The organism is Burkholderia sp. AU15512 (assembly GCF_002223325.1).
Lineage (GTDB): Bacteria > Pseudomonadota > Gammaproteobacteria > Burkholderiales > Burkholderiaceae > Burkholderia.
This window is the reverse complement of record NZ_NKEX01000005.1, coordinates 1-18693: the sequence shown is the minus strand read 5'-3', so window position 1 is coordinate 18693 and position 18693 is coordinate 1. Positions and strand designations below refer to the sequence as shown.

Genomic DNA, 18693 nt, shown 5'->3' with positions numbered 1-18693 from the left:
GCCAATCGAGGGCGGGGCCGGCGGCGGCCCGTCAGCGGGCCTGAGTGGGCCTCAGGCGGCCCGCGACTGATTCAGCGTGAACGACAGCAGGTCGCCGTCCGTTGGCTCGCCCCAGGTCCTCTGGGCCAGCCAGTCGAAAAAGGCCGTCTCGGCCAACTTGGAATCGAGACCGCGCTTGCGCCAGTCATCGCGCAGATGCGTGCCCATTGTCGGCAGCGCCTCCGATTCGAACGACTCGCGCGCCACTTCGCGCTCCGCGTCGCCCTGCTCTTCGTACAGCACCTTCGCTTCCTTGCGGCGGAACGCCGCGAACTCGCTCAGCAGGCGTGCCTTCAGATCGTCCGGCTGGGCCGCTGCAATCTTCGGGGACGGCGTGCCGGCAGGCAGCGCGTCGACCGACTCGACCGGCGGCGCATACCCCTTCTTCAGCGCATCCTTGAACAACGCCGGCGCGCTGCGCACCGGCGGCAGCGTCGTGCTGCGCATCCGCTGCTCGGTCATCTGCAGCGCCGCACGAATGCGGTTCTCCTCGCTATCCGCGTAGAGCGTCTGCGCTTCCTTCAACGGGATCCCGAGCTTCACCATCCGGTCGACCAGAGTGCTGTCGAACACGTTCGGGTGTTCGTCGAGCGCGAGCATCGGCTGCTTGCGTTCGGTCACGCGGAACTGGATCTCCGCGACCCGGCGCCCTTCACGATGCTCGATCAGCTCGACGAAGATGTTGGTGACCGCGTTGACTTCCGCGATCGCGGGACGCAGATAGTCACGCTTGAAGTACTTGTACTCGCGCTTCGCCTCGTCGCCGGCTTCCGTGTCGGGCGTGCCCGACAGGATCGGCCGCCACCATTCCCACGGCTCGCGCATCGTCAGGTGGCTTGGGTTCGTCAGGTAGCGCACGCAGATTTCGTACAGCGCGAGACCGGCGCTGCTGCGCAGCTGGCTCTGGAACTGCAGGCTCAGGCGTGCGTACTGAACCGGGTCGAGCAGCTTCTTCTTGATCTTCGGCGCGAACGAGAATTCGACCCACACGCGGCGGGTCGCCGGATCCTCGAGAATTTCCGCGTCGGCAATCAGCGTCGAGATCCCCCACTTTCGGCCCGGCTTCTGGCTCGACGTCCCCGTGCTCCATTCGACCTGCACCGACACCATGCGGCGCAGGTGTTCCTTCACCAGCGCGGTGTCGTTCGAATCGAAAGCGGAGTTGGCGACGATGTCCGACAGCAGCGCGCGATACGTATCGCCCGAATCGTCGGCCTGCTGCGCCACGGCCAGCAGGACATTGAACAGCTTGCGAGTGAGGAGCGTGATCTTGCCGCTCTTCGGCTGAATTGCGATCGCCTCGACGGCCTTCCGCAATTCGGCTGAACTGGCACTCACCACATCCACATCGGTTTTCTTGGCGCGCTTCGTCGTGGCCATACGTCGGGTCGGAGGAGAAGTTTTCCGGAAGGATAGCGCCTGCGGTGAAGTGCGTCCAGAACGACATGCTCACCATAGCGGGTGAAGTGCGCGTGCAAAACGGCACTCACCCCAGACGCTCCCGAAAACCCTCACCGCTCCGGATTTGCAGCGTTCCGGACTCGTCCAGACGTGCTGCGGGATGCGCCGATTCACAGAATTTCGCCTGTGCACGACACGTGCGGAATGAGCTCCCGTATCGGCTCACCTTTCGATTTGTCGTAATTTTACGACTGCGCTGCCGTGCGTTCGGCACAGGGTTGCGATCCCACGTCGATGCGCCTCCCGATCACCCTCCATCGGCCTGTATGCATGTACAGGCGTGACTTGCCGGGAAATCGGAGTCGGATCCGACATCTCGAAAGACGCCTGCGAAACCGGCCCGCGCGACCCGATCAAGCATGCTTTTCCGGGCCGGGCGCGCATTGTACAGCGCACAAACCGTATCGGGTCCCGAAAATACTCACCTCGAGCACAGTGACTTCATTCGTCCGGATCTCGGCGAATGCCCGACACGCGGGGGATTCCCTACCAAGGCCTCCCGAAAACGCTCACCTTACCTAAAAATCGCTGTGCCGCCCCAGGCAGGGAAACGACTCCCGAAAAACCTCACCGTAACCGCCTCGGTATCAAAAATCCCAATGCCTTCCGATACTTATGCACAGAAGGCATTTGGCTGTGCGCCGCCGACATCCCCCGAAAAACCTCACCTTTCGATGGAAATCCTTCATACGACAACCTCATGTCGGGCCCCGAAAAATCTCACCTGTGCCAAAAAGTGGCACAGCAAAAACGAGATTTCTTCCAGTCCTGGCGGGCTTTTCGACGAATTCAGCCGTTCACAGGTCCCGAAAAGCCTCACCTTTGACCATTTTTCGGGCAAATTCCATTCCCGAAAAGTCTCACCTGTAGCCGGCATCACAGCCTGTAATCGGGGCCCCGAAAAATCTCACCTCAAGGGGATCCGGGCAGGAAAACCCGGATTTCCCTCCCGAAAAACCTCACCTTTACGGCTTCACAGGCCCCTACGGGCGCTTTTGCTGTGCAAAATGGCGTTCGTTTCCCGGAAATCCTCACACCAAACGCCCGTGGAGTCCCGTGAAACCTCACCTTTCAGAAAAACTGCCTAAAAGATGGGCAGAATCGGGGCACGAAGAAGGTCCCGCAAATTCTCACCTATGTCTGCACAGGCAGAAAACTGTGCAGTGAGGCACCGCGCGGGTTCTGTGGCTGTGAGGCCCCGAAAAGCCTCACCTTTGGTAAATCTCGTGTTTCACTGTGATCCCGAATCCGCTCACGACCTTTCCCGCAACGGCTCACGCAGCTCCCTGAACCCCATCACGTCAGCTCCCGCAGAAGATCACCTTGGCTCCCGTAAAACTTCACCTTGTCGGCCGGAAAGCCTTGCAGCATAAGGCTGTGCCGTGGCGTTAACGTTTTTAACTAAGGGTTCAAGGGTGTTTACTTCTAATACTCTCAAGACATCGGCTGACGAGTTTTCCACAGACACCCCAACCCCTGAACACCGACAGGCAACCGGATGCGCTGTCATGTGAAACAAATGCCGAAATTCGAGGTCCGCAGGAAAATGCTTGCGAGACAAGGACTTGGCTGACTTTCTTCGCTTTGTTTCACGGAATCCTAGATCACAGTCGTCCGGATTGGCCAACAGACCCGATTTCTGTGCAAAGCGACGTAAATTCACAACGGCAAGCTGAAACAAGTATCGATAGATACGTATTTCGTTATGATTGCAACATTTCAATGTCTGTGAGCACAGCGATGACCCTGGACGAAATACGTCAAGCCATTCGGGACGAACTGGAATCGCTGCGTGCGAGCGGTGCACGACGGCAGGAACTGTCGCTGCACGCCTGCAAGCGGTTGTTCTTCGATCTCGGCATCCGGCCGTCGGCTGCCAATGTCCGCGATCTCACCCAGACCGGGAGCGCCAGCGATATCCCGAAAGACATCGACCATTTCTGGGAGCGCATCCGTTCCGCCTCCAAAATCAGGCTCGACGGTGCCGCAATTCCCAAAGCCGTCGAGGAAAAGGCAGGTGCGTTGCTCGGCGCACTCTATGAAGAAGCGTTGAAAGCCGCGCGGGACAGTCTCGATGCAGATCGCGAGCAGGTTCGCGCCGGCATTGCCGACGCCGAACAGCGGTTGCGCGACGCAACCGTCCGCCAGGAGACGCTCGAAGGCGCGCTCGCACGTAGCGAAGCGAAAAACGAGCAGTTGCAGGCTCGCGTGACCGAACTCGAGGTCCAGCTCGCGTCGCAAACGACGCATGGTTCGGCCAGTGAAGCGACGTTGCTCACCACAGTCGCCCGACTCGAGAAGGAACTGGCGGCCGCCGCCGGCCGCGTCGAAGCCGAGCAGACGCAAAATGCGGCGCTGCGCGATCGCATCGATGCGCTGCAGGCCGAACTGCAGCAGCGCACCGAGCACTACGCGCAGCAAATCAAGGACGCAGTGGCCGAAGCCGAACGCCGCGTGAAGCCGATGCTGGTCGAGCTGGATTCGTTGCGCAGCATGGCGTCGACCTACCAGAGCGGTTTGCGCGACGTTCAACGCAAGGAATTCGATTTCCTGCAGCAACTGAGTTCGGCCAAGGCACGTGCCGACCGGCTCGAAGAACAGTTGCGCAGCCAGAGTGATGAACTGGAACGTGCGACGCGCGATGTGAGTTCGTTGCGCGCGAGCCGCGGCATGAGTCCGGAAATCGCCGCGCTGATCCGTCGCCTGGCCGATGCCGGGCAACTGGATGCGGAGGGGTTTGCCGCGATCGGCACCTCGCTGGATCAGGAGATTCCGGTGCCGGCCCATTGTCCGCATTGCGACGGTGAACCGGAGCTGTCACACGGCGAAGAAGGTTTCGAAGTGGCCTGCCCCGAGTGCGAGCATGCTTCGGGCGCATGGCCGTCCCGATTCGAAGCGGTCGCGCGATTCGCGCACACGTGACGCCGGCATAGCCCGCGCGGCACAGGTGAGACGATCCGGGGAGCTTGAGGTGAGGTTTTTCGGGAGCTGTGAAACGGTGAGGCTACGCCACACAAGGCTGCTCACGGATCGCTTCGCGTGAGCAGCCCATTCGTGATCAGTGAGTTTCGTCGCTGTCGGACGCGTCACCGTTGCTGTCGGCGAGACCGTCACGCCAGTTCTTCCATGCACGATGCAGGCGGTTCGACGAGATCGGCCGCATGAAGCCCAGCCATTTGCCGACCCGTTCGGGCGGCACGTCGTGTTCGAACAGTTCAGCCGCATAGGTATTGCGCAGCGTTTGCGGGCTCGCGCGCGCGGTGCGCGACGACGTGAGGCCGGCGGATTCGACGATCGCGTCGATCGCGCGCAGCATCGTCGCCTTGTGCATCGGCCGCCCGGCATGGGATGCCGGGAACACGAGCTCGCCCGGAATCTCCTGGCGCTTGCGCTCGGTGAGCCACGCTTCCAGCAGCGCGATCGCGAACGATGCCAGGTGGGTTTCGCGTGCGAAATCCGGATGCGTCGACTCGATCCGCAGTGACGTTCCACTCGTATTAATGCAACTAATCGTAAGTGCGCGCGCTTCGCCGGTTTTGACGCCGGCACCGAGAAAGGCGGCAACGAGTGCGCGGTCGCGCCGCTCTTTCCAGTATGCGGAACCGGACACGCCGATCGGCGAGAACAGGTACGCGAGCAACGTCGCGCGCTCGGCCGGCGTGAGGAAACCGGTCGGTTCGTTGTCGCGCGCCTTGCGCCAGTTCGCTTCGCCATCCTGAGCAATGAACCGGGCCGGGTTGGTCGACGCGTATTCGGTGCGCCGGATGTGGTCGAGCACGCGCTCGATCAGCCGCAAATAGCGCATTCGCTGGGTTTTCCGGATCGGCAGTTCGCCGACGAAATTCGCGATGGTTGCCGTATCGACCGTTGCCAGATTCTTCTGGTGCGCGCGCATCCACGTGAGAAACGCGCCCCATTGCGCACGATAGACGTCGGCTGACGAGCGGCGATAGTCCTGCATCGCGAGCCACGCATCGAATGCGGCTTCTGGCGAGACGATCCAGTCGGATGCGCCGCGGTCGAACAGATCTGTTTCTTCCGGGCGTGCAGGGGTGTCGGGAGAGGCGGGAAGAGACATGTGATTTATTCCGTTAGTTGCGTGTATGGTAGCCCTTTCCGCAACGTCTCGGGCAGCAAGAGGCGGGACAAGGCCGCCATACACGGCGGCCCGGGCTGGAACTCAGTCGCCCCATGCCTTGGCCGGGCGATGAACGCGCGCGGGCGGCATCGTGTCGTTCGACGCGGTTGACGCTGCTTCATAGGCGAGAACCGCGAACGAAAAGACGGCGGGCAGCGCATTCGAGCGCCCGAAGTCGATCGGATCGTCCGTTTCGGGAAACGTCATGTCCAACTGTCGCTCGAACAATTGACGCATGCCGGCCTCATGCCGGCTGGCAAAGCCGAGATCGGCAAGCGCCTCGGCCTCGATGGCGTGCAGCAGCCGCCACGTCAGCGGGACGCGCTGGTGGATGTAGCGCCCGGCGATATGCCGGACGATCAGCTCGAGGTCGTGCGCGGCAGCCTTGAAGCTGAGCGCGGCCAAATCTTGTTCTTCTGTCATTGCAGGCTCCTGTCGACCGGGCTGGCGCCTCGGTGCGCCGGCTCCGGCCCATGCATGGCGGAATGTCCGTATACTGTACAAACATACAGTACTTTCCGCAACTGGCCTGCAACAGATCCTTTGGCCGTTTGGCCAGCTATGCGCGCCGTCAGCGATGGATCACGATCAGCAATGCCCGCGCTTCGGTCTTGCCGGGGTTGCGGATTGCGTGCGGCTCGTCGGCCGGGTAGCGCGCGGTGTCGCCCACCTTCAGGCGCCGGCTGGCGGCCGCGGCTTCGATTTCCATCGCGCCCTGCAGCACGGTGAGGTGCTCGCGCGTGCCGGGTTCGTGGGCGTTCGATACCAGTGCACCGCCGCCCGGCAGCGTCAGCTCGTACCACTCGAACTTGCCGGCGAGGTCGATCGGGCCCCACACACGCAACTGGTAGCGGCCGTCGTGGCCGGCGAGTGTCGGGATGTCGTGCGGGCCGTCTACGCGGATCGTCTCGGGCGCCTTCGGCTGCGAGAACAGCTCGTCGAGCGTGATGCCGAGCGCGTTCGTCAGCCGCCACGCCACGGCGATCGTCGGGTTGGCCTTGTCGCGTTCGATCTCGGAGAGCATCGATTTCGATACGCCGGCCGCGCGCGACAGGTCGTCGAGCGTCAGCTTGCGTTCGTTGCGCAGCCGCTGGATCTGCTCGCCGACACGCGGCGGCGTTGCGGCTGGCGGTTGCGGTGCGGCGCTGGCGGGCGTGCGCCGCGAACCGGAGGAACTTGCCATTTGGATTCCGTTCGCTTAGAGTTGTTCGATATTTCGAATTCTAGTTCGGAATATCGGATAAATGCGGTCAACCGAACGACCGACTATAACAGTAGCAGGCCATTGCGCCGCCGCCACGAGCGGCGCGTTGCGGAATGCGAAACCCTGTCAGGAGCTTTGCGATGCGTGATGCCTTTCTCGCCCAGGTGCGCGGGACGCTGGACCAGATCCGCGCGGACGGTTTTTACAAGACCGAGCGCGAGATCGCGAGTCCGCAGGCGGCGGACGTGCGGCTCGCCGGTGGTGCCGGCGTGCTCAATTTCTGCGCGAACAACTATCTGGGTCTGGCGAACGATTCGCGCCTGATCGACGCGGCGAAGGCCGGCCTCGACCAGGACGGCTTCGGCATGGCATCGGTACGCTTCATCTGCGGCACGCAAACCGTGCACAAGCAACTGGAAAGCGCGCTGGCCGCGTTTCTCGGCACCGAGGACAGCATCCTCTATTCGAGCTGCTTCGACGCGAACGGCGGGCTGTTCGAGACGCTGCTCGACGAGAACGACGCGGTGATCAGCGACGAGCTGAACCACGCGAGCATCATCGACGGCGTTCGCCTCTGCAAGGCGAAGCGTTTCCGCTACAAGAACAACGACCTGGCCGACCTCGAGGCGAAGCTCAAGGAAGCCGACGCGGCGGGCGCGCGCCACAAGCTGATCGCGACCGACGGCGTGTTCTCGATGGACGGCATCATCGCCGATCTCAAAGGCATCTGCGATCTCGCCGATCGTTACGGCGCGATCGTGATGGTCGACGATTCACACGCGGTCGGCTTCATCGGCACGCATGGCCGCGGCACGCCCGAGCACTGCGGCGTGGAAGGCCGCGTCGACATCATCACGGGCACCCTCGGCAAGGCGCTCGGCGGTGCATCGGGCGGCTATGTCGCCGCGCGTCGCGAGGTCATCGAACTCCTGCGCCAGCGCTCGCGCCCGTACCTGTTCTCGAACACGCTCACGCCGAGCATCGCCGCGGCATCGCTGAAGGTGCTGGAGCTGCTCGGCAGCGACGAAGGCGCAAAGCTGCGCGAGCGCGTGCGCGAAAACGGCGCGCGGTTCCGCCAGCAGATGACCGAAGCCGGCTTCACGCTCGTGCCCGGCGCGCATCCGATCATCCCGGTGATGCTCGGCGACGCGCAGCTCGCGACGAACATGGCCGACAAGCTGCTCGACGAAGGGGTCTACGTGATCGGCTTCTCGTTCCCCGTCGTGCCGCGCGGCCGCGCGCGCATCCGCACGCAGATGAGCGCCGCGCATACGCCCGAGCAGATCGACCGGACGGTCGCCGCGTTCGTGCGCGTCGGCAAGTCGCTCGGCATCATCTGACGGAGGCGCGATCATGAAAGCACTGGCAAAGCTCGAGCGCGGCCCCGGCCTCACGCTCACGCGCGTGAAGCGCCCCGAAGTCGGCCACAACGACGTGCTGATCAAGATCCGCCGCACGGCGATCTGCGGCACCGACATCCATATCTGGAAGTGGGACGACTGGGCGCAGAAGACGATTCCCGTGCCGATGCACGTCGGTCACGAATATGTCGGCGAGATCGTCGAGATGGGGCAGGAAGTGCGCGGCTTCGCGATCGGCGATCGCGTGTCCGGCGAAGGCCACATCACGTGCGGTTTCTGCCGCAACTGTCGCGCGGGGCGCCGGCATCTGTGCCGCAACACCGTCGGCGTCGGCGTGAACCGCGAAGGCGCGTTCGCCGAGTATCTGGCGATTCCCGCGTTCAACGCATTCAAGATTCCGCCGGAGATTTCCGACGATCTCGCATCGATCTTCGATCCGTTCGGCAACGCGACGCACACGGCGCTGTCGTTCAACCTCGTCGGCGAAGACGTGCTGATCACCGGCGCGGGCCCGATCGGCATCATGGCCGTCGCGATCGCGAAGCACGTCGGCGCGCGCAACGTCGTCATCACCGACATCAACGACTACCGGCTCGAACTCGCGCGCAAGATGGGCGCGACGCGTGCGGTCAACGTCGCGCGCGAGTCGCTGCGCGACGTGATGTCCGACCTGCACATGACCGAAGGCTTCGACGTCGGCCTCGAAATGTCGGGCGTACCGAGCGCCTTCACGAGCATGCTCGAGGCGATGAACCACGGCGGCAAGGTCGCGCTGCTCGGCATTCCGCCGGCGCAGACGGCGATCGACTGGAACCAGGTGATCTTCAAGGGGCTCGAGATCAAGGGCATCTACGGTCGCGAGATGTTCGAGACCTGGTACAAGATGGTCGCGATGCTGCAGAGCGGCCTCGACCTGTCGCCGATCATCACGCACCGCTTTGCGGCTGACGATTACGAGAAAGGCTTCGCCGCGATGTTGTCGGGTGAAAGCGGGAAGGTGATTCTCGACTGGACGGCCTGAGTGCCGAGAAGGGGCAGTGCGGCGTGTTTGCCGCCTGCCCCGTTTCTGTTTTACGTCTGCGTGTGCGAGTCGAAACACGCGAAGCCGCGCTCAAGGTGAGATTATTCGGGAGCTGTGTTTGCGCGCCGAATCGCGACACCGTCGCACAGCGGTGACCTGCAATCGCACGTTTACTTCACCTGTCGTCAGCTGCCTCGCTTCCCGTCATCACACCGTTCGGCACCTGGTTCCCCTCTTCCACGCACCTCCCTCCTGGCTTGCCGCGTGATCGTTCGCTACGCACGCCATGCGATGCCATGCCGAACCGCATCATCAACCGTGAGCCTTCACGCGTCATTGCGACTCACTCATGCGCGAAGCGATCGACATCGATGGATATCGACCGGTGCGCAGGCCACTACTAGATCCGTTCACCATTCGCCCCTCGCGGGTCGAGCTGAAGACTCAACATGACGAGCCAGCGCTTCGGGCATTGCGGCGCGATGTCGGCCGGATCGCCGTGCGCGCCGGGAACGGTGACGAACCCGTGTTGCGCCGCGTATTGATAGGCGCGCAACGCGTCCGCCTGCAGCCAGAAACTGACGAGCGCGCACGTGACGAAGCGGAACAGCAGCACCGTCGCGGCATCCGGCGCGAAGCCGGCCATCACCAGCAGGCTTTCGAACGCGAACGCCAGCACTTGCGCGACCGCGATCGTGAGAATCGTCAGCTTCAACACACCGCGCAGCCGCCGCGCCGCGCGCACCCGTGCCTGCCGGACGTCGAGCCCGGTGTGATCGTCGCCGCCGTCGCGCTTCGGCATATCGTGTTTCATGACGCTGCCCCGACGTGCCGCGTGACGTCGAATTGCGCCGTATCGCCGGCAACGATGCGACCGCTCCCGACGCTGACGGCTTTGCACAGGATCGTGCTGTCGTAGTTGTGTCCCGGAAAGCGCATCACATCGACCGGTTGAAACCCTTCGCGTCGATAGAAATCGATGAGCCGGACGGCCGCATACGGCGCGTCGAGCGCGAGGTGCGTCGCGCCGCGCGCGGCGGCCCGCCGTTGCGCGAACGCGAGCAGCGAACGGCCGATGCCGCGATCCTGCCAGACGGGATCGACGGCCAGTTGGCCGAGCGTTGCAACGTGCCGGCTGCGATACGGATCGCAGCGGGAATCGGGATCGTGCGAACGCATCGTCATCGTCGCGACCAGGTGCGCGTTGCCGAGCGCGACGAAGCACTCGCCGGTGAGCACGCATTCGCGCGTCGCCGAGGCCGGCTGATCGACGCCCGGGCAGTTGAAGCCCAGTGCGCCAAGCGGTGCGAACGCGCGATGCAGCAGCGCGGTCAACGCGTCGTACGAATCGCTGCGCGGGTCGAAGCGCCGCACGACGACGCGGCCGTCGAGCCGCTTCGCATAAGCCGCATAGGCGCGCGCGGGGCGCGCGGATTCCGGTCGCTGCATGATGTCCTTTCGCCCAGACAGGGTGACCGAAGTGTAGTGAGCGTCGCGCGTCCGCTTCAAGAAAAAATGTCGTAAACGCGGCGGGCCACGTCACGCGGCCAAGTCTCGATTCAGCCCTCTCGCCGACAGGGCTTTTTCATGCGGGTGTTGACGACGGAGAACGATCGTTCTACTGTAAACCCATGAACACACCTCACGACTCCTCCGCCGAACCGGGCGTTCGCGACCGGCTGCTCGATGCAGCCGAAGCGCTGATCTATTCGGGCGGTATCCATGCAACCGGCGTCGACGCGATCGTCAAGCGATCCGGCGCGGCCAGAAAGAGCTTTTATTCGCATTTCGAATCGAAGGAGGCGCTGGTCGTGGCCGCGCTCGAACGCCGCGACGAGCGCTGGATGCGCTGGTTCGTCGATGCCACGCTGGCGCGCGGCAAGGCGCCGCGCGCGCAACTGCTCGGCATGTTCGACGTGCTGCGCGACTGGTTCGGGCAGCCCGACTTTCACGGCTGCGCGTTCCTGAACGCATCGGGCGAGATTCCCGACGCGGACGACCCCGTGCGCGTCGTCGCACGCGAGCACAAGGCACGCCTGCTGGCATTCGTACGCGAGCGGTTCGATGCGTATGCCGACGAAACCGGCATCGAGCGACGCGGGCTCGCGCGTCTGGCGCGCCAATGGCTGGTGCTGATCGACGGTGCCATCGGCGTGGCACTCGTGACCGGCGATGCAAACGCTGCGCGCGACGCGCGCGCAACGGCCGAACTGCTGCTCGACGCGGTGTCCCGCTAGTCGAAGCAGCGAATCCGAACCGGCCGCGATTGTCCGCGGCCAGAACCTGAACAGGAGCAACCCATGTCCGCCTCCCCCGAAGTCCGTCCGCCCGTTCCGCCCTTCACGCTCGAAACGGCGCGCCAGAAGGTGCGCGCCGCCGAGGACGGATGGAACACGCGCGACCCGCAACGCGTGTCGCTCGCCTATACGCCGCAAAGCCGATGGCGCAATCGTGCGGAATTCGTGACCGGCCGCGACGAGATCGTCGGGCTGCTGCAGCGCAAGTGGACGCGCGAGCTCGACTACCGGTTGATCAAGGAGCTGTGGGCGTTCGACGGCAATCGCATCGCGGTGCGCTTTGCATACGAATGGCATGACGACGCCGGCAACTGGTTCCGTTCGTACGGTAACGAAAACTGGGAGTTCGACGAGAACGGCCTGATGGCGCATCGTCACGCGAGCATCAACGACTTGCCGATTCGCGAGCAGGATCGTCTCTATCACTGGCCGCTCGGCCGACGTCCGGACGATCATCCCGGGTTGTCCGATCTCGGGCTGTGACGCGCACGTCGGCTCGATTCGACGGATCGACGAACGCATCACCGGGATGCAACGGTGAGGAAATTCGGGACCTGGTGCGCTGAGGGTGAGATTTTTCGGGAGGAGGTGAAATGTCGCGTCGGACTGTGCGCAGTGAGCGGTTCGACGCGGCATCGCATCGGGCAAGGCCGAGCGCCGCACCCGTTGGCCTCTCGTGATGCACGTGTTTGCACGCAACGGTGTGCTTCACCGCGTGATGCATCTCACCGATCGCTCAGCACCGGCAGTGGATTGACGATCGGTGTGCACGCGCGCGATGTGCAACTCACCGATCGGGTCGACGTCGACGACGGATAGCGAGCGCCGGGCGCGTTGCGGAGCGGTGTTGCTCACCACTCGACTTCACCGTGCAGGCGACGGTACGCGCACGAGTGCGCAAATGCGTTGCGTGTTGCTCACCTCACTTCGCTCACAGCGCACCGATTCACGCAGTCACGACCCGGCGCGTGCGATCACGCCGGGCATGATCGTCAGCCCGCGATCCGCGCGGCGATCGCCTCACCCACTTCCTGCGTCCCCGCGTTGCCGCCGAGATCGCGCGAATGCGGCCCCGTGCGCAGCACGTCCTCGATCGCGGCGACGATCGCGTCGTGCGCTTCGCGTTCGGGGCCGGCGCCGTTGCCGAGGAAGTCGAGCATCAACGCTGCCGACCAGATCATCGCGACCGGGTTCGCGATGAATTGCCCCGCGATGTCGGGCGCGGAGCCGTGCACGGGTTCGAACAGCGACGGAAACTTGCGGTCGGGGTTCAGGTTCGCCGACGGCGCGATGCCGATCGTGCCCGTACAGGCCGGCCCGAGATCCGACAGGATGTCGCCGAACAGGTTCGACGCGACGACGACGTCGAAGCGGTCAGGCTGCAGCACAAAGCGCGCGCACAGGATGTCGATGTGCTGCTTGTCGACGGCGATGTCGGGATAGCGCTCGGCCATCTCGGCCGTGCGCGCGTCCCACCACGGCATGCTGATCGCGATGCCGTTGCTCTTCGTCGCGACGGTGAGGCGCTTCGCGCGCCGCTGTGCGAGGTCGAACGCGAATTTCAGCACGCGCTCGGTGCCGTGACGCGTGAAGATCGACTGCTGCATCACGATCTCGCGTTCGGTGCCTTCGAACATCGTGCCGCCGACCGACGAATATTCGCCCTCGGTGTTCTCGCGCACGATCATGAAGTCGATGTCGCCCGCGCGGCGGCCGGCGAGCGGTGACGGCACGCCGTCGAACAGGCGTGCGGGCCGCAGGTTGATGTACTGGTCGAACTCGCGGCGGAATTTCAGCAGCGAGCCCCACAGCGAAATGTGATCGGGCACCGTCGCCGGCCAGCCGACCGCGCCGAACAGGATCGCGTCCATGCCCGACAGTTGCGCCTTCCAGTCGTCCGGCATCATCTTGCCGTGCTGCGCGTAGTAGTCACAGCTCGCCCAGTCGATCTGAACGAAGTCGAAGCGCACGCCAAAGCGCGCGGTCACGGCGTCGAGTGCGCGCAGGCCCTCGGGCATCACTTCGCGGCCGATGCCGTCGCCGGGAATCACGGCAATCTTGTAAGTCCTGTCGGTCATGCATATCTCCTTGGCTGGGCGGCCGGCTGCCTCGGGCGGTAGCGGCGCGTTACATCATTCTATTTATTTCCATTCAGATTAAAATCGTGCGAAAGGTTAATCGACTTTCCACGAATCGTGAACAAATCGCCGAATCTGGACGACCTGCGCGTGTTCAGCCTGGTCGTCCGCCTGACCAGCTTCAGCGCGGCCGCCGAGCAGCTCGCGGTATCGCCCGCCTATGTCAGCAAGCGCATCGCGTTGCTCGAGGCGCAGCTCGGCACGCGCCTGCTGCATCGCTCGACGCGCCGCGTGACGGTGACGGAAGCCGGGGAACGCGTGTACGCGCGCGCCGAGAAGATCCTCGACGACGTCGATCATCTCGTCGAGGACGTGTCGACCACGCGCACGGTGCCGCGCGGCACGCTGCGCATTTCGAGCAGCTTCGGCTTCGGGCGGCACGTCGTCGCGCCGGCGCTGCTCGACTTCACCGCGCGCTTTCCGCAGCTGAACGTGCGGCTCGATCTGTTCGACCGGCTCGTCGACGTTGCGGGCGAAGGCTACGACCTCGACGTGCGCATCGGCGACGAGATCGCCGATCACCTGATCGCGCGCCGCCTCGCCGCGAACTATCGCGTGCTGTGTGCAGCGCCCGACTATCTCGCACGACGCGGCACGCCGCGTTCGCTCGCGGATCTCGCGTCGCACGACTGTCTGGCCATCAAGGAGCGCGATCACCCGTTCGGCGTGTGGCGGCTCAACGTGCGCGGCGAAACGGCAACGGTGAAGGTCGGCGGCGCGCTGTCGACGAACCATGGCGAAGTGGCGGTGCAGTGGGCACTGGCCGGCCGCGGCATCGTGTTGCGTTCGATCTGGGAAGCCGCGCCGCTGATCGAACGCGGCGCACTGTGTCGCGTGCTGCCCGACGCAATCCAGCCCGCGAACATCTGGGCTGTGTATCCGGAGCGCGTTGCGGCGTCGGCGAAAGTGCGCGTGTGCGTGGACTTTCTGGTGGAGACGCTGGCCGGCTTGAATGCCGTCGCGGGTGACGAAACGGCCTGAAACCGGCTAAAGGTGAGCTTTTACGGGGGCATGTGCGGAGCATCGGCAGCCACTTGTTTCCGGCTCGCAATCGCGTCGCGAGCCGGTAGCGTCCACCTTGCACCGACGCATTGGCGGCCGCAATGTGCAGGGCCGGCCGACGATGATGCCCGCACGCGGCTTACGCCGCCTGCGCCACGCTTGCCGCGCCGAGCATCAGGTCGAGATTCTGCACGGCCGCGCCGGATGCCCCTTTGCCGAGATTGTCGAATACGGCGGACAGCAGCACCTGGCCGTGATCCGCATTGACGAACACGCCGAGCCTCAGGCCATTGGTGCCGTTCAGTGCTTGCGGATCGAGATGCGTGATCGCGTGTGTTTCCGCGAGCGGCGTGACGTCGACGTGACGCGCGTCGGCGTAATGGTGCGCAAGACACGCATGCAACTGCTCACCGGTCACGCCGGCAGGCAGCAGGCGCAACTCGATCGGCACGGTGAGCACGATGCCTTGCCGATAGGCACCGTAGGCCGGCACGAACATCGGGCGATTCGTCAGACCGGTATGCAGCTGGATCTCCGGCACATGCTTGTGCGCGAGGGCGAGGCCGTAGACCTGCAGCGGTTTCGCGTGCGAAGCATCGTTCGACTCGAATGCGTCGACGGCGGCCCGTCCGCCGCCCGAGTACCCGGAGACGGCATGGATGCTCACCGGGTAGTCGCGCGGCAGCAGGCCGGCCTGTTGCAGCGGTCGCAGCAGCGCGATCGCGCCGGTCGGATAGCAGCCCGGATTGGTGACGCGCCGTGCGTGCGCAATCGTCTGTGCGTGCCCGCTCGCCATCTCGGGAAAGCCGTAGACCCAATCCGGCTGCGTGCGATGGGCCGAACTCGCGTCGATCACGCGCACCGCCGGATTGCGGATGAAGCCGACCGCCTCGCGCGCGGCCGCGTCGGGCAGGCACAGGATCGCGATGTCGACTGCGTTGATCGCTTCGGCGCGCCGCACGGGATCCTTGCGCTCGGCATCCGGCAGCGTGACGAGCTGCAGGTCGGTGCGCCCGCGCAGGCGTTCGTGGATCAGCAATCCGGTCGTGCCTTGATCGCCGTCGATGTAGACAGTGGGCTGGCTCATGAGGGTCGCGTTCCTTCGGTTCGGTCGTCGGGAAAGCCGTATCGTCCGCCGAACACCTAGAATAGGAAAAGTTGAATTTGCTGACTGCGAGATTCAGTTTTCTTGAACGAGAGGTGAAGGATGCGAGAGATCAGCCTGGACCGCCTGCGCACGCTGGTCGCGATCGCGGACCACGGGTCCTTTGTCGCGGCGGCGCAATGGCTGCATCTCGCGCCGCCAACCGTCAGTCTTCACATTGCCGAACTGGAAAGCCGGATAGGCGCGCCGTTGCTGTCCCGCACGCGTGGCAACGTGCGGCCGTCTGCGATCGGTGAAGTGCTGGTGGAACGGGCGCGCCGCCTGCTGGCCGAGGTCGAATCCACGCTGGACGATGTGCAGCGGCAGGTGCAGGGGCTGTCCGGGCGCGTACGCCTCGGTGCATCGACCGGGGCGATCGCCCACCTGTTGCCGCAGGCGGTCGCCCGGTTGCGCGACGCGCATCCGGATATCGATGTGCAGATTGCGGTGCTCACGTCGCACGACACGCTGGCGCGCATTGCGCAGGGCACGCTCGATGTCGGACTGGTGGCGCTGCCGCAGACGGCGGTCGCGGGGCTGTCGATTCGCGCGTGGCGGCGCGATCCGGTGATGGCGTTTCTGCCGGCGGACTGGCCGCTTCCGGCGCGCGTGACGCCCGGCTACCTGGCCGCCCGCCCGCTGATTCTCAACGATGCGACCACCCGCCTGTCGCGGCTCACGACGGAATGGTTCGCGCTCGGCGGCCACCGGCCGGAGCCGCGGATCGAACTCAACTACAACGATGCGATCAAGAGCCTGGTCGCGGCCGGTTACGGCGCGACGCTGCTGCCGCACGAGGCGGGCGCCCCGCTACCCGATGCACGCATCGTCATGCGGGCGTTGCGCCCGGCGCTGTGGCGTGAACTGGGTATCGCGCATCGGGCGGGGCCGGTCGAGCGGGCGACCCAGCACGTGCTCGATGCGTTGTGGGCGCTGAAGGCGCGCTAGCGCGCGCACGACGGGACAGCCTGCGCGGCGGTTCGTGCCGGGCGCACGTGCGCATTCGCCGAGCGTCGTGTCAGAGCCGGTTGTCCTTCGCGAGCGTCAGCACGCGCGCCCAGCGCTGCGCATCGCGCTTGTCCGTCATCGGCAGCTTCCATTCGCTGCGCACGGCGTCGCGCACGCGCACGACGAGATGCCAGCGGCCGCCGATCGGTGCGGCCTGGCAGCCGTCGAGCTGCGACAGCGTATAGCGGCCGTCCGCGCCGTCGTGCGACAGCCACAGCAGCCCCTGCGTCGCGGACACCCGCAGCTCGCCCCACGCGCGATGCACGACGTGGGTCCAGCCTTCTTCCTTCGTATTCGGTGCGATGTCGCGACGGCGCTTGATCCACCAGGCGACGAGCGCGATCAGGATCGCGGCGGCGAGCACGGCAGCCGCGATCGCGACCGGCTGGCCGAACTGCGCGGCGATGACGTGAAACAGGTGAACCGCGCCCCATCCGAGAGCGATGAGCGCGAAGAGTGCGATGAAGATCGGCATGGCGAATCGGAGAAGAGGACGGACCGGCGCATGCATCGCGCCGATCCGTCGCACACGGCATTACCGCTTGCGGTGAATGTCGTGCGTCACGAAGCCCGCGTCGTTGTTGGGCAGCGCGAGGCCGTCCTTGACTGCGAGCGTCTTGCGGATGTCGTCGAGACCCGCGGACCAGTGGTCACGCATCGTCGACAGACCGAACTGATAGTCCTTGTAGTGATGCTCGTACGCTTTCTGCTGGTAGATCAGGTGCTGGATGTTGTACTTCTTGCTGCACGACATCGCATCGGCCTCGACGCACCACGGATCCGCCTTGCGCTGCGCTTCCGGCACCTGGTCGAGCACGTGGCGCAGCACGTTGCGGTAGCGCTGTTCGCGCTGCAGCGTGTCGGTGACGAAACGCGTGCGGCTCGAATACTGCACGTCCTTCGTGCGTTCCGCGACGTCGGCCATCGTGCGCGGCAGCGGCCCGCGTGCGCTCCACAGATCGACCTGGAACGCGAGCGTGTCGCGGCGCGGCCGGGCGCGGAGCACTTCCATCAGCGGCGTATTCGATACCACCCCGCCGTCCCAGTAGTACTCGCCGTCGATCTCGACCGGCGGGAATGCGGGCGGCAGCGCGCCGGACGCCATGAAGTGTTCGGGCGCGAGACGGATGCGCGAGTTATCGAAGTACACGAAGTTGCCGGTACCGACATTGACCGCGCCGACCGACACGCGCGTTTCGCCCGAATTGATCCGGTCGAAATCGCACAGCTTCAGCAGCGTCGCGCGCAGTTGCGACGTGTCGTACCAGCTGATCTTCTCCGGATGATCCGACACGCCCGGCAGCGGCGGCGGGAAGCGCGGCACGAAGAAGCCCTGCTGGCCCTGCATCATCGCGCTCGCGGCCTGCGACGCGGTGAAGAAGGTGCGGACCTGGTCGATGCTGTTGAACAGCGCGAACTCGAATGCGGCCGGAATCGTCGGGAAGAACGCCGGCTTGCAGATCGTTTCCCAGAACTCGCGCAGCCGCTCGACACGATGCTCGGGCGCATTGCCCGCGATCAGCGCGGTGTTGAGCGCGCCGATCGAGATGCCCGCGATCCAGTCGAGCGGGATGCCCGCCTCGTGCAGCCCTTCGAACACGCCGGCCTGGTACGCGCCGAGCGCGCCGCCGCCTTGCAGCACGAGCGCGATCGTTTCGTACGGCAGCGTGCGCGCGGCGGCCGGCGCGCCGGCCTCGTGATGCAGGTCCGCCGCATCGACGGCCTGCTTTTCGGTGCGGGCGTGCGGCTTCATTGCATGAACCAGCCGTGGCTGACGATGAACGACTGGCCCGTGAGCGCGGCGCTCGGGAAGGCCGACAGGAACAACACCGTCTGCGCGACGTCCTGAACGGTCGTGAACACCCCGTCGACCGTATTGC

At 64.8% G+C, this 18693-nt stretch carries 17 protein-coding genes and 1 pseudogene; 7 read left to right on the top strand and 11 right to left on the bottom strand.

All coding sequences use genetic code 11. The features are described from left to right. Positions 1–51: 51 nt before the first annotated feature. Complete coding sequence (locus CFB43_RS17595; RefSeq protein WP_011353619.1) at positions 52–1419, bottom strand: replication initiation protein; 1368 nt, start codon at positions 1417–1419, stop codon at positions 52–54. Positions 1420–3240: 1821 nt separating this feature from the next. Between CFB43_RS17595 and CFB43_RS17585 the strand changes: the two genes are divergently transcribed. Beyond that, the gene (locus CFB43_RS17585; RefSeq protein WP_089495919.1) at positions 3241–4422 is read left to right on the top strand and encodes a DNA-binding protein; all 1182 of its coding nucleotides are present in this window, start codon (positions 3241–3243) and stop codon (positions 4420–4422) included. 136 nt (positions 4423–4558) lie between these two features. Here CFB43_RS17585 and CFB43_RS17580 read toward each other — a convergent pair whose 3' ends face one another. The 3 genes from CFB43_RS17580 to CFB43_RS17570 form a co-directional block, all read right to left on the bottom strand. Next, positions 4559–5578, bottom strand: coding sequence for a tyrosine-type recombinase/integrase (locus CFB43_RS17580; protein ID WP_089495918.1), 1020 nt, complete (start codon positions 5576–5578; stop codon positions 4559–4561). A 102-nt stretch (positions 5579–5680) separates the two neighbouring features. Continuing rightward, a complete protein-coding gene (locus tag CFB43_RS17575; protein ID WP_089495917.1) occupies positions 5681–6061 on the bottom strand; it encodes a DUF2471 family protein in 381 nt (126 codons plus the stop codon). A 148-nt stretch (positions 6062–6209) separates the two neighbouring features. Next, positions 6210–6821, bottom strand: a complete 612-nt coding sequence (locus CFB43_RS17570; protein ID WP_089443717.1) for a helix-turn-helix domain-containing protein — start codon at positions 6819–6821, stop codon at positions 6210–6212. Positions 6822–6982: 161 nt separating this feature from the next. Here CFB43_RS17570 and CFB43_RS17565 point away from each other — a divergent pair, with 161 nt between their 5' ends. Both CFB43_RS17565 and tdh read left to right on the top strand, forming a co-directional pair. After that, on the top strand, positions 6983–8182 hold the full coding sequence (locus CFB43_RS17565) for a glycine C-acetyltransferase (RefSeq protein WP_089495916.1): 1200 nt from the start codon (positions 6983–6985) through the stop codon (positions 8180–8182). A gap of 13 nt (positions 8183–8195) precedes the next feature. Then, positions 8196–9224 carry an L-threonine 3-dehydrogenase gene (gene tdh, locus CFB43_RS17560; protein ID WP_011356765.1) on the top strand — a complete coding sequence of 343 codons (1029 nt, stop codon included), beginning with the start codon at positions 8196–8198 and terminating at the stop codon, positions 9222–9224. Between the two features lie 400 nt (positions 9225–9624). Here the strand turns inward: tdh and CFB43_RS17555 are convergent, their stop codons facing one another. Together CFB43_RS17555 and CFB43_RS17550 are read right to left on the bottom strand one after the other, a co-directional pair. Beyond that, a complete protein-coding gene (locus tag CFB43_RS17555; RefSeq protein WP_089495915.1) occupies positions 9625–10038 on the bottom strand; it encodes a hypothetical protein in 414 nt (137 codons plus the stop codon). Then, complete coding sequence (locus tag CFB43_RS17550; RefSeq protein ID WP_089495914.1) at positions 10035–10673, bottom strand: GNAT family N-acetyltransferase; 639 nt, start codon at positions 10671–10673, stop codon at positions 10035–10037. The genes CFB43_RS17555 and CFB43_RS17550 overlap by 4 nt, the downstream gene beginning before the upstream one ends. A gap of 182 nt (positions 10674–10855) precedes the next feature. On the opposite strand from CFB43_RS17550, the gene CFB43_RS17545 reads away from it, so the two are divergent. Continuing rightward, positions 10856–11461 carry a TetR/AcrR family transcriptional regulator gene (locus tag CFB43_RS17545; protein WP_089495913.1) on the top strand — a complete coding sequence of 202 codons (606 nt, stop codon included), beginning with the start codon at positions 10856–10858 and terminating at the stop codon, positions 11459–11461. Between the two features lie 63 nt (positions 11462–11524). Beyond that, positions 11525–12004, top strand: a complete 480-nt coding sequence (locus CFB43_RS17540; protein WP_069250362.1) for a nuclear transport factor 2 family protein — start codon at positions 11525–11527, stop codon at positions 12002–12004. Between the two features lie 509 nt (positions 12005–12513). Here the strand turns inward: CFB43_RS17540 and CFB43_RS17535 are convergent. After that, complete coding sequence (locus tag CFB43_RS17535) at positions 12514–13599, bottom strand: tartrate dehydrogenase (protein ID WP_089475959.1); 1086 nt, start codon at positions 13597–13599, stop codon at positions 12514–12516. A 117-nt stretch (positions 13600–13716) separates the two neighbouring features. Here CFB43_RS17535 and CFB43_RS17530 point away from each other — a divergent pair, with 117 nt between their 5' ends. Then, the gene (locus tag CFB43_RS17530) at positions 13717–14640 is read left to right on the top strand and encodes a LysR substrate-binding domain-containing protein (RefSeq protein WP_089495912.1); all 924 of its coding nucleotides are present in this window, start codon (positions 13717–13719) and stop codon (positions 14638–14640) included. 160 nt (positions 14641–14800) lie between these two features. Here the strand turns inward: CFB43_RS17530 and argC are convergent, their stop codons facing one another. Beyond that, on the bottom strand, positions 14801–15748 hold the full coding sequence (argC, locus tag CFB43_RS17525) for an N-acetyl-gamma-glutamyl-phosphate reductase (protein ID WP_089495911.1): 948 nt from the start codon (positions 15746–15748) through the stop codon (positions 14801–14803). A 120-nt stretch (positions 15749–15868) separates the two neighbouring features. Between argC and CFB43_RS17520 the strand changes: the two genes are divergently transcribed. Beyond that, a complete protein-coding gene (locus tag CFB43_RS17520; RefSeq protein ID WP_089431911.1) occupies positions 15869–16753 on the top strand; it encodes a LysR family transcriptional regulator in 885 nt (294 codons plus the stop codon). Between the two features lie 70 nt (positions 16754–16823). Here CFB43_RS17520 and CFB43_RS17515 read toward each other — a convergent pair whose 3' ends face one another. The 3 genes and pseudogenes from CFB43_RS17515 to CFB43_RS37765 form a co-directional block, all read right to left on the bottom strand. Then, positions 16824–17288, bottom strand: a complete 465-nt coding sequence (locus CFB43_RS17515) for a hypothetical protein (RefSeq protein ID WP_039344585.1) — start codon at positions 17286–17288, stop codon at positions 16824–16826. Positions 17289–17348: 60 nt separating this feature from the next. Then, the gene (locus CFB43_RS17510; RefSeq protein WP_179243675.1) at positions 17349–18566 is read right to left on the bottom strand and encodes a patatin-like phospholipase family protein; all 1218 of its coding nucleotides are present in this window, start codon (positions 18564–18566) and stop codon (positions 17349–17351) included. Further along, positions 18563–18693: pseudogene (locus tag CFB43_RS37765) on the bottom strand (3-hydroxybutyrate dehydrogenase); the annotation flags it as partial. The gene CFB43_RS17510 and the pseudogene CFB43_RS37765, both read right to left, overlap by 4 nt.

What these genes read in the sequence shown, in the direction of transcription:
- CFB43_RS17595 (WP_011353619.1), bottom strand. Translation starts at nt 1,419, where the DNA reads ATGGCCACGACGAAGCGCGCCAAGAAAACCGATGTGGATGTGGTGAGT.
- CFB43_RS17585 (WP_089495919.1), top strand. Translation starts at nt 3,241, where the DNA reads ATGACCCTGGACGAAATACGTCAAGCCATTCGGGACGAACTGGAATCG.
- CFB43_RS17580 (WP_089495918.1), bottom strand. Translation starts at nt 5,578, where the DNA reads ATGTCTCTTCCCGCCTCTCCCGACACCCCTGCACGCCCGGAAGAAACA.
- CFB43_RS17575 (WP_089495917.1), bottom strand. Translation starts at nt 6,061, where the DNA reads ATGACAGAAGAACAAGATTTGGCCGCGCTCAGCTTCAAGGCTGCCGCG.
- CFB43_RS17570 (WP_089443717.1), bottom strand. Translation starts at nt 6,821, where the DNA reads ATGGCAAGTTCCTCCGGTTCGCGGCGCACGCCCGCCAGCGCCGCACCG.
- CFB43_RS17565 (WP_089495916.1), top strand. Translation starts at nt 6,983, where the DNA reads ATGCGTGATGCCTTTCTCGCCCAGGTGCGCGGGACGCTGGACCAGATC.
- tdh (WP_011356765.1), top strand. Translation starts at nt 8,196, where the DNA reads ATGAAAGCACTGGCAAAGCTCGAGCGCGGCCCCGGCCTCACGCTCACG.
- CFB43_RS17555 (WP_089495915.1), bottom strand. Translation starts at nt 10,038, where the DNA reads ATGAAACACGATATGCCGAAGCGCGACGGCGGCGACGATCACACCGGG.
- CFB43_RS17550 (WP_089495914.1), bottom strand. Translation starts at nt 10,673, where the DNA reads ATGCAGCGACCGGAATCCGCGCGCCCCGCGCGCGCCTATGCGGCTTAT.
- CFB43_RS17545 (WP_089495913.1), top strand. Translation starts at nt 10,856, where the DNA reads ATGAACACACCTCACGACTCCTCCGCCGAACCGGGCGTTCGCGACCGG.
- CFB43_RS17540 (WP_069250362.1), top strand. Translation starts at nt 11,525, where the DNA reads ATGTCCGCCTCCCCCGAAGTCCGTCCGCCCGTTCCGCCCTTCACGCTC.
- CFB43_RS17535 (WP_089475959.1), bottom strand. Translation starts at nt 13,599, where the DNA reads ATGACCGACAGGACTTACAAGATTGCCGTGATTCCCGGCGACGGCATC.
- argC (WP_089495911.1), bottom strand. Translation starts at nt 15,748, where the DNA reads ATGAGCCAGCCCACTGTCTACATCGACGGCGATCAAGGCACGACCGGA.
- CFB43_RS17520 (WP_089431911.1), top strand. Translation starts at nt 15,869, where the DNA reads ATGCGAGAGATCAGCCTGGACCGCCTGCGCACGCTGGTCGCGATCGCG.
- CFB43_RS17515 (WP_039344585.1), bottom strand. Translation starts at nt 17,288, where the DNA reads ATGCCGATCTTCATCGCACTCTTCGCGCTCATCGCTCTCGGATGGGGC.
- CFB43_RS17510 (WP_179243675.1), bottom strand. Translation starts at nt 18,566, where the DNA reads ATGAAGCCGCACGCCCGCACCGAAAAGCAGGCCGTCGATGCGGCGGAC.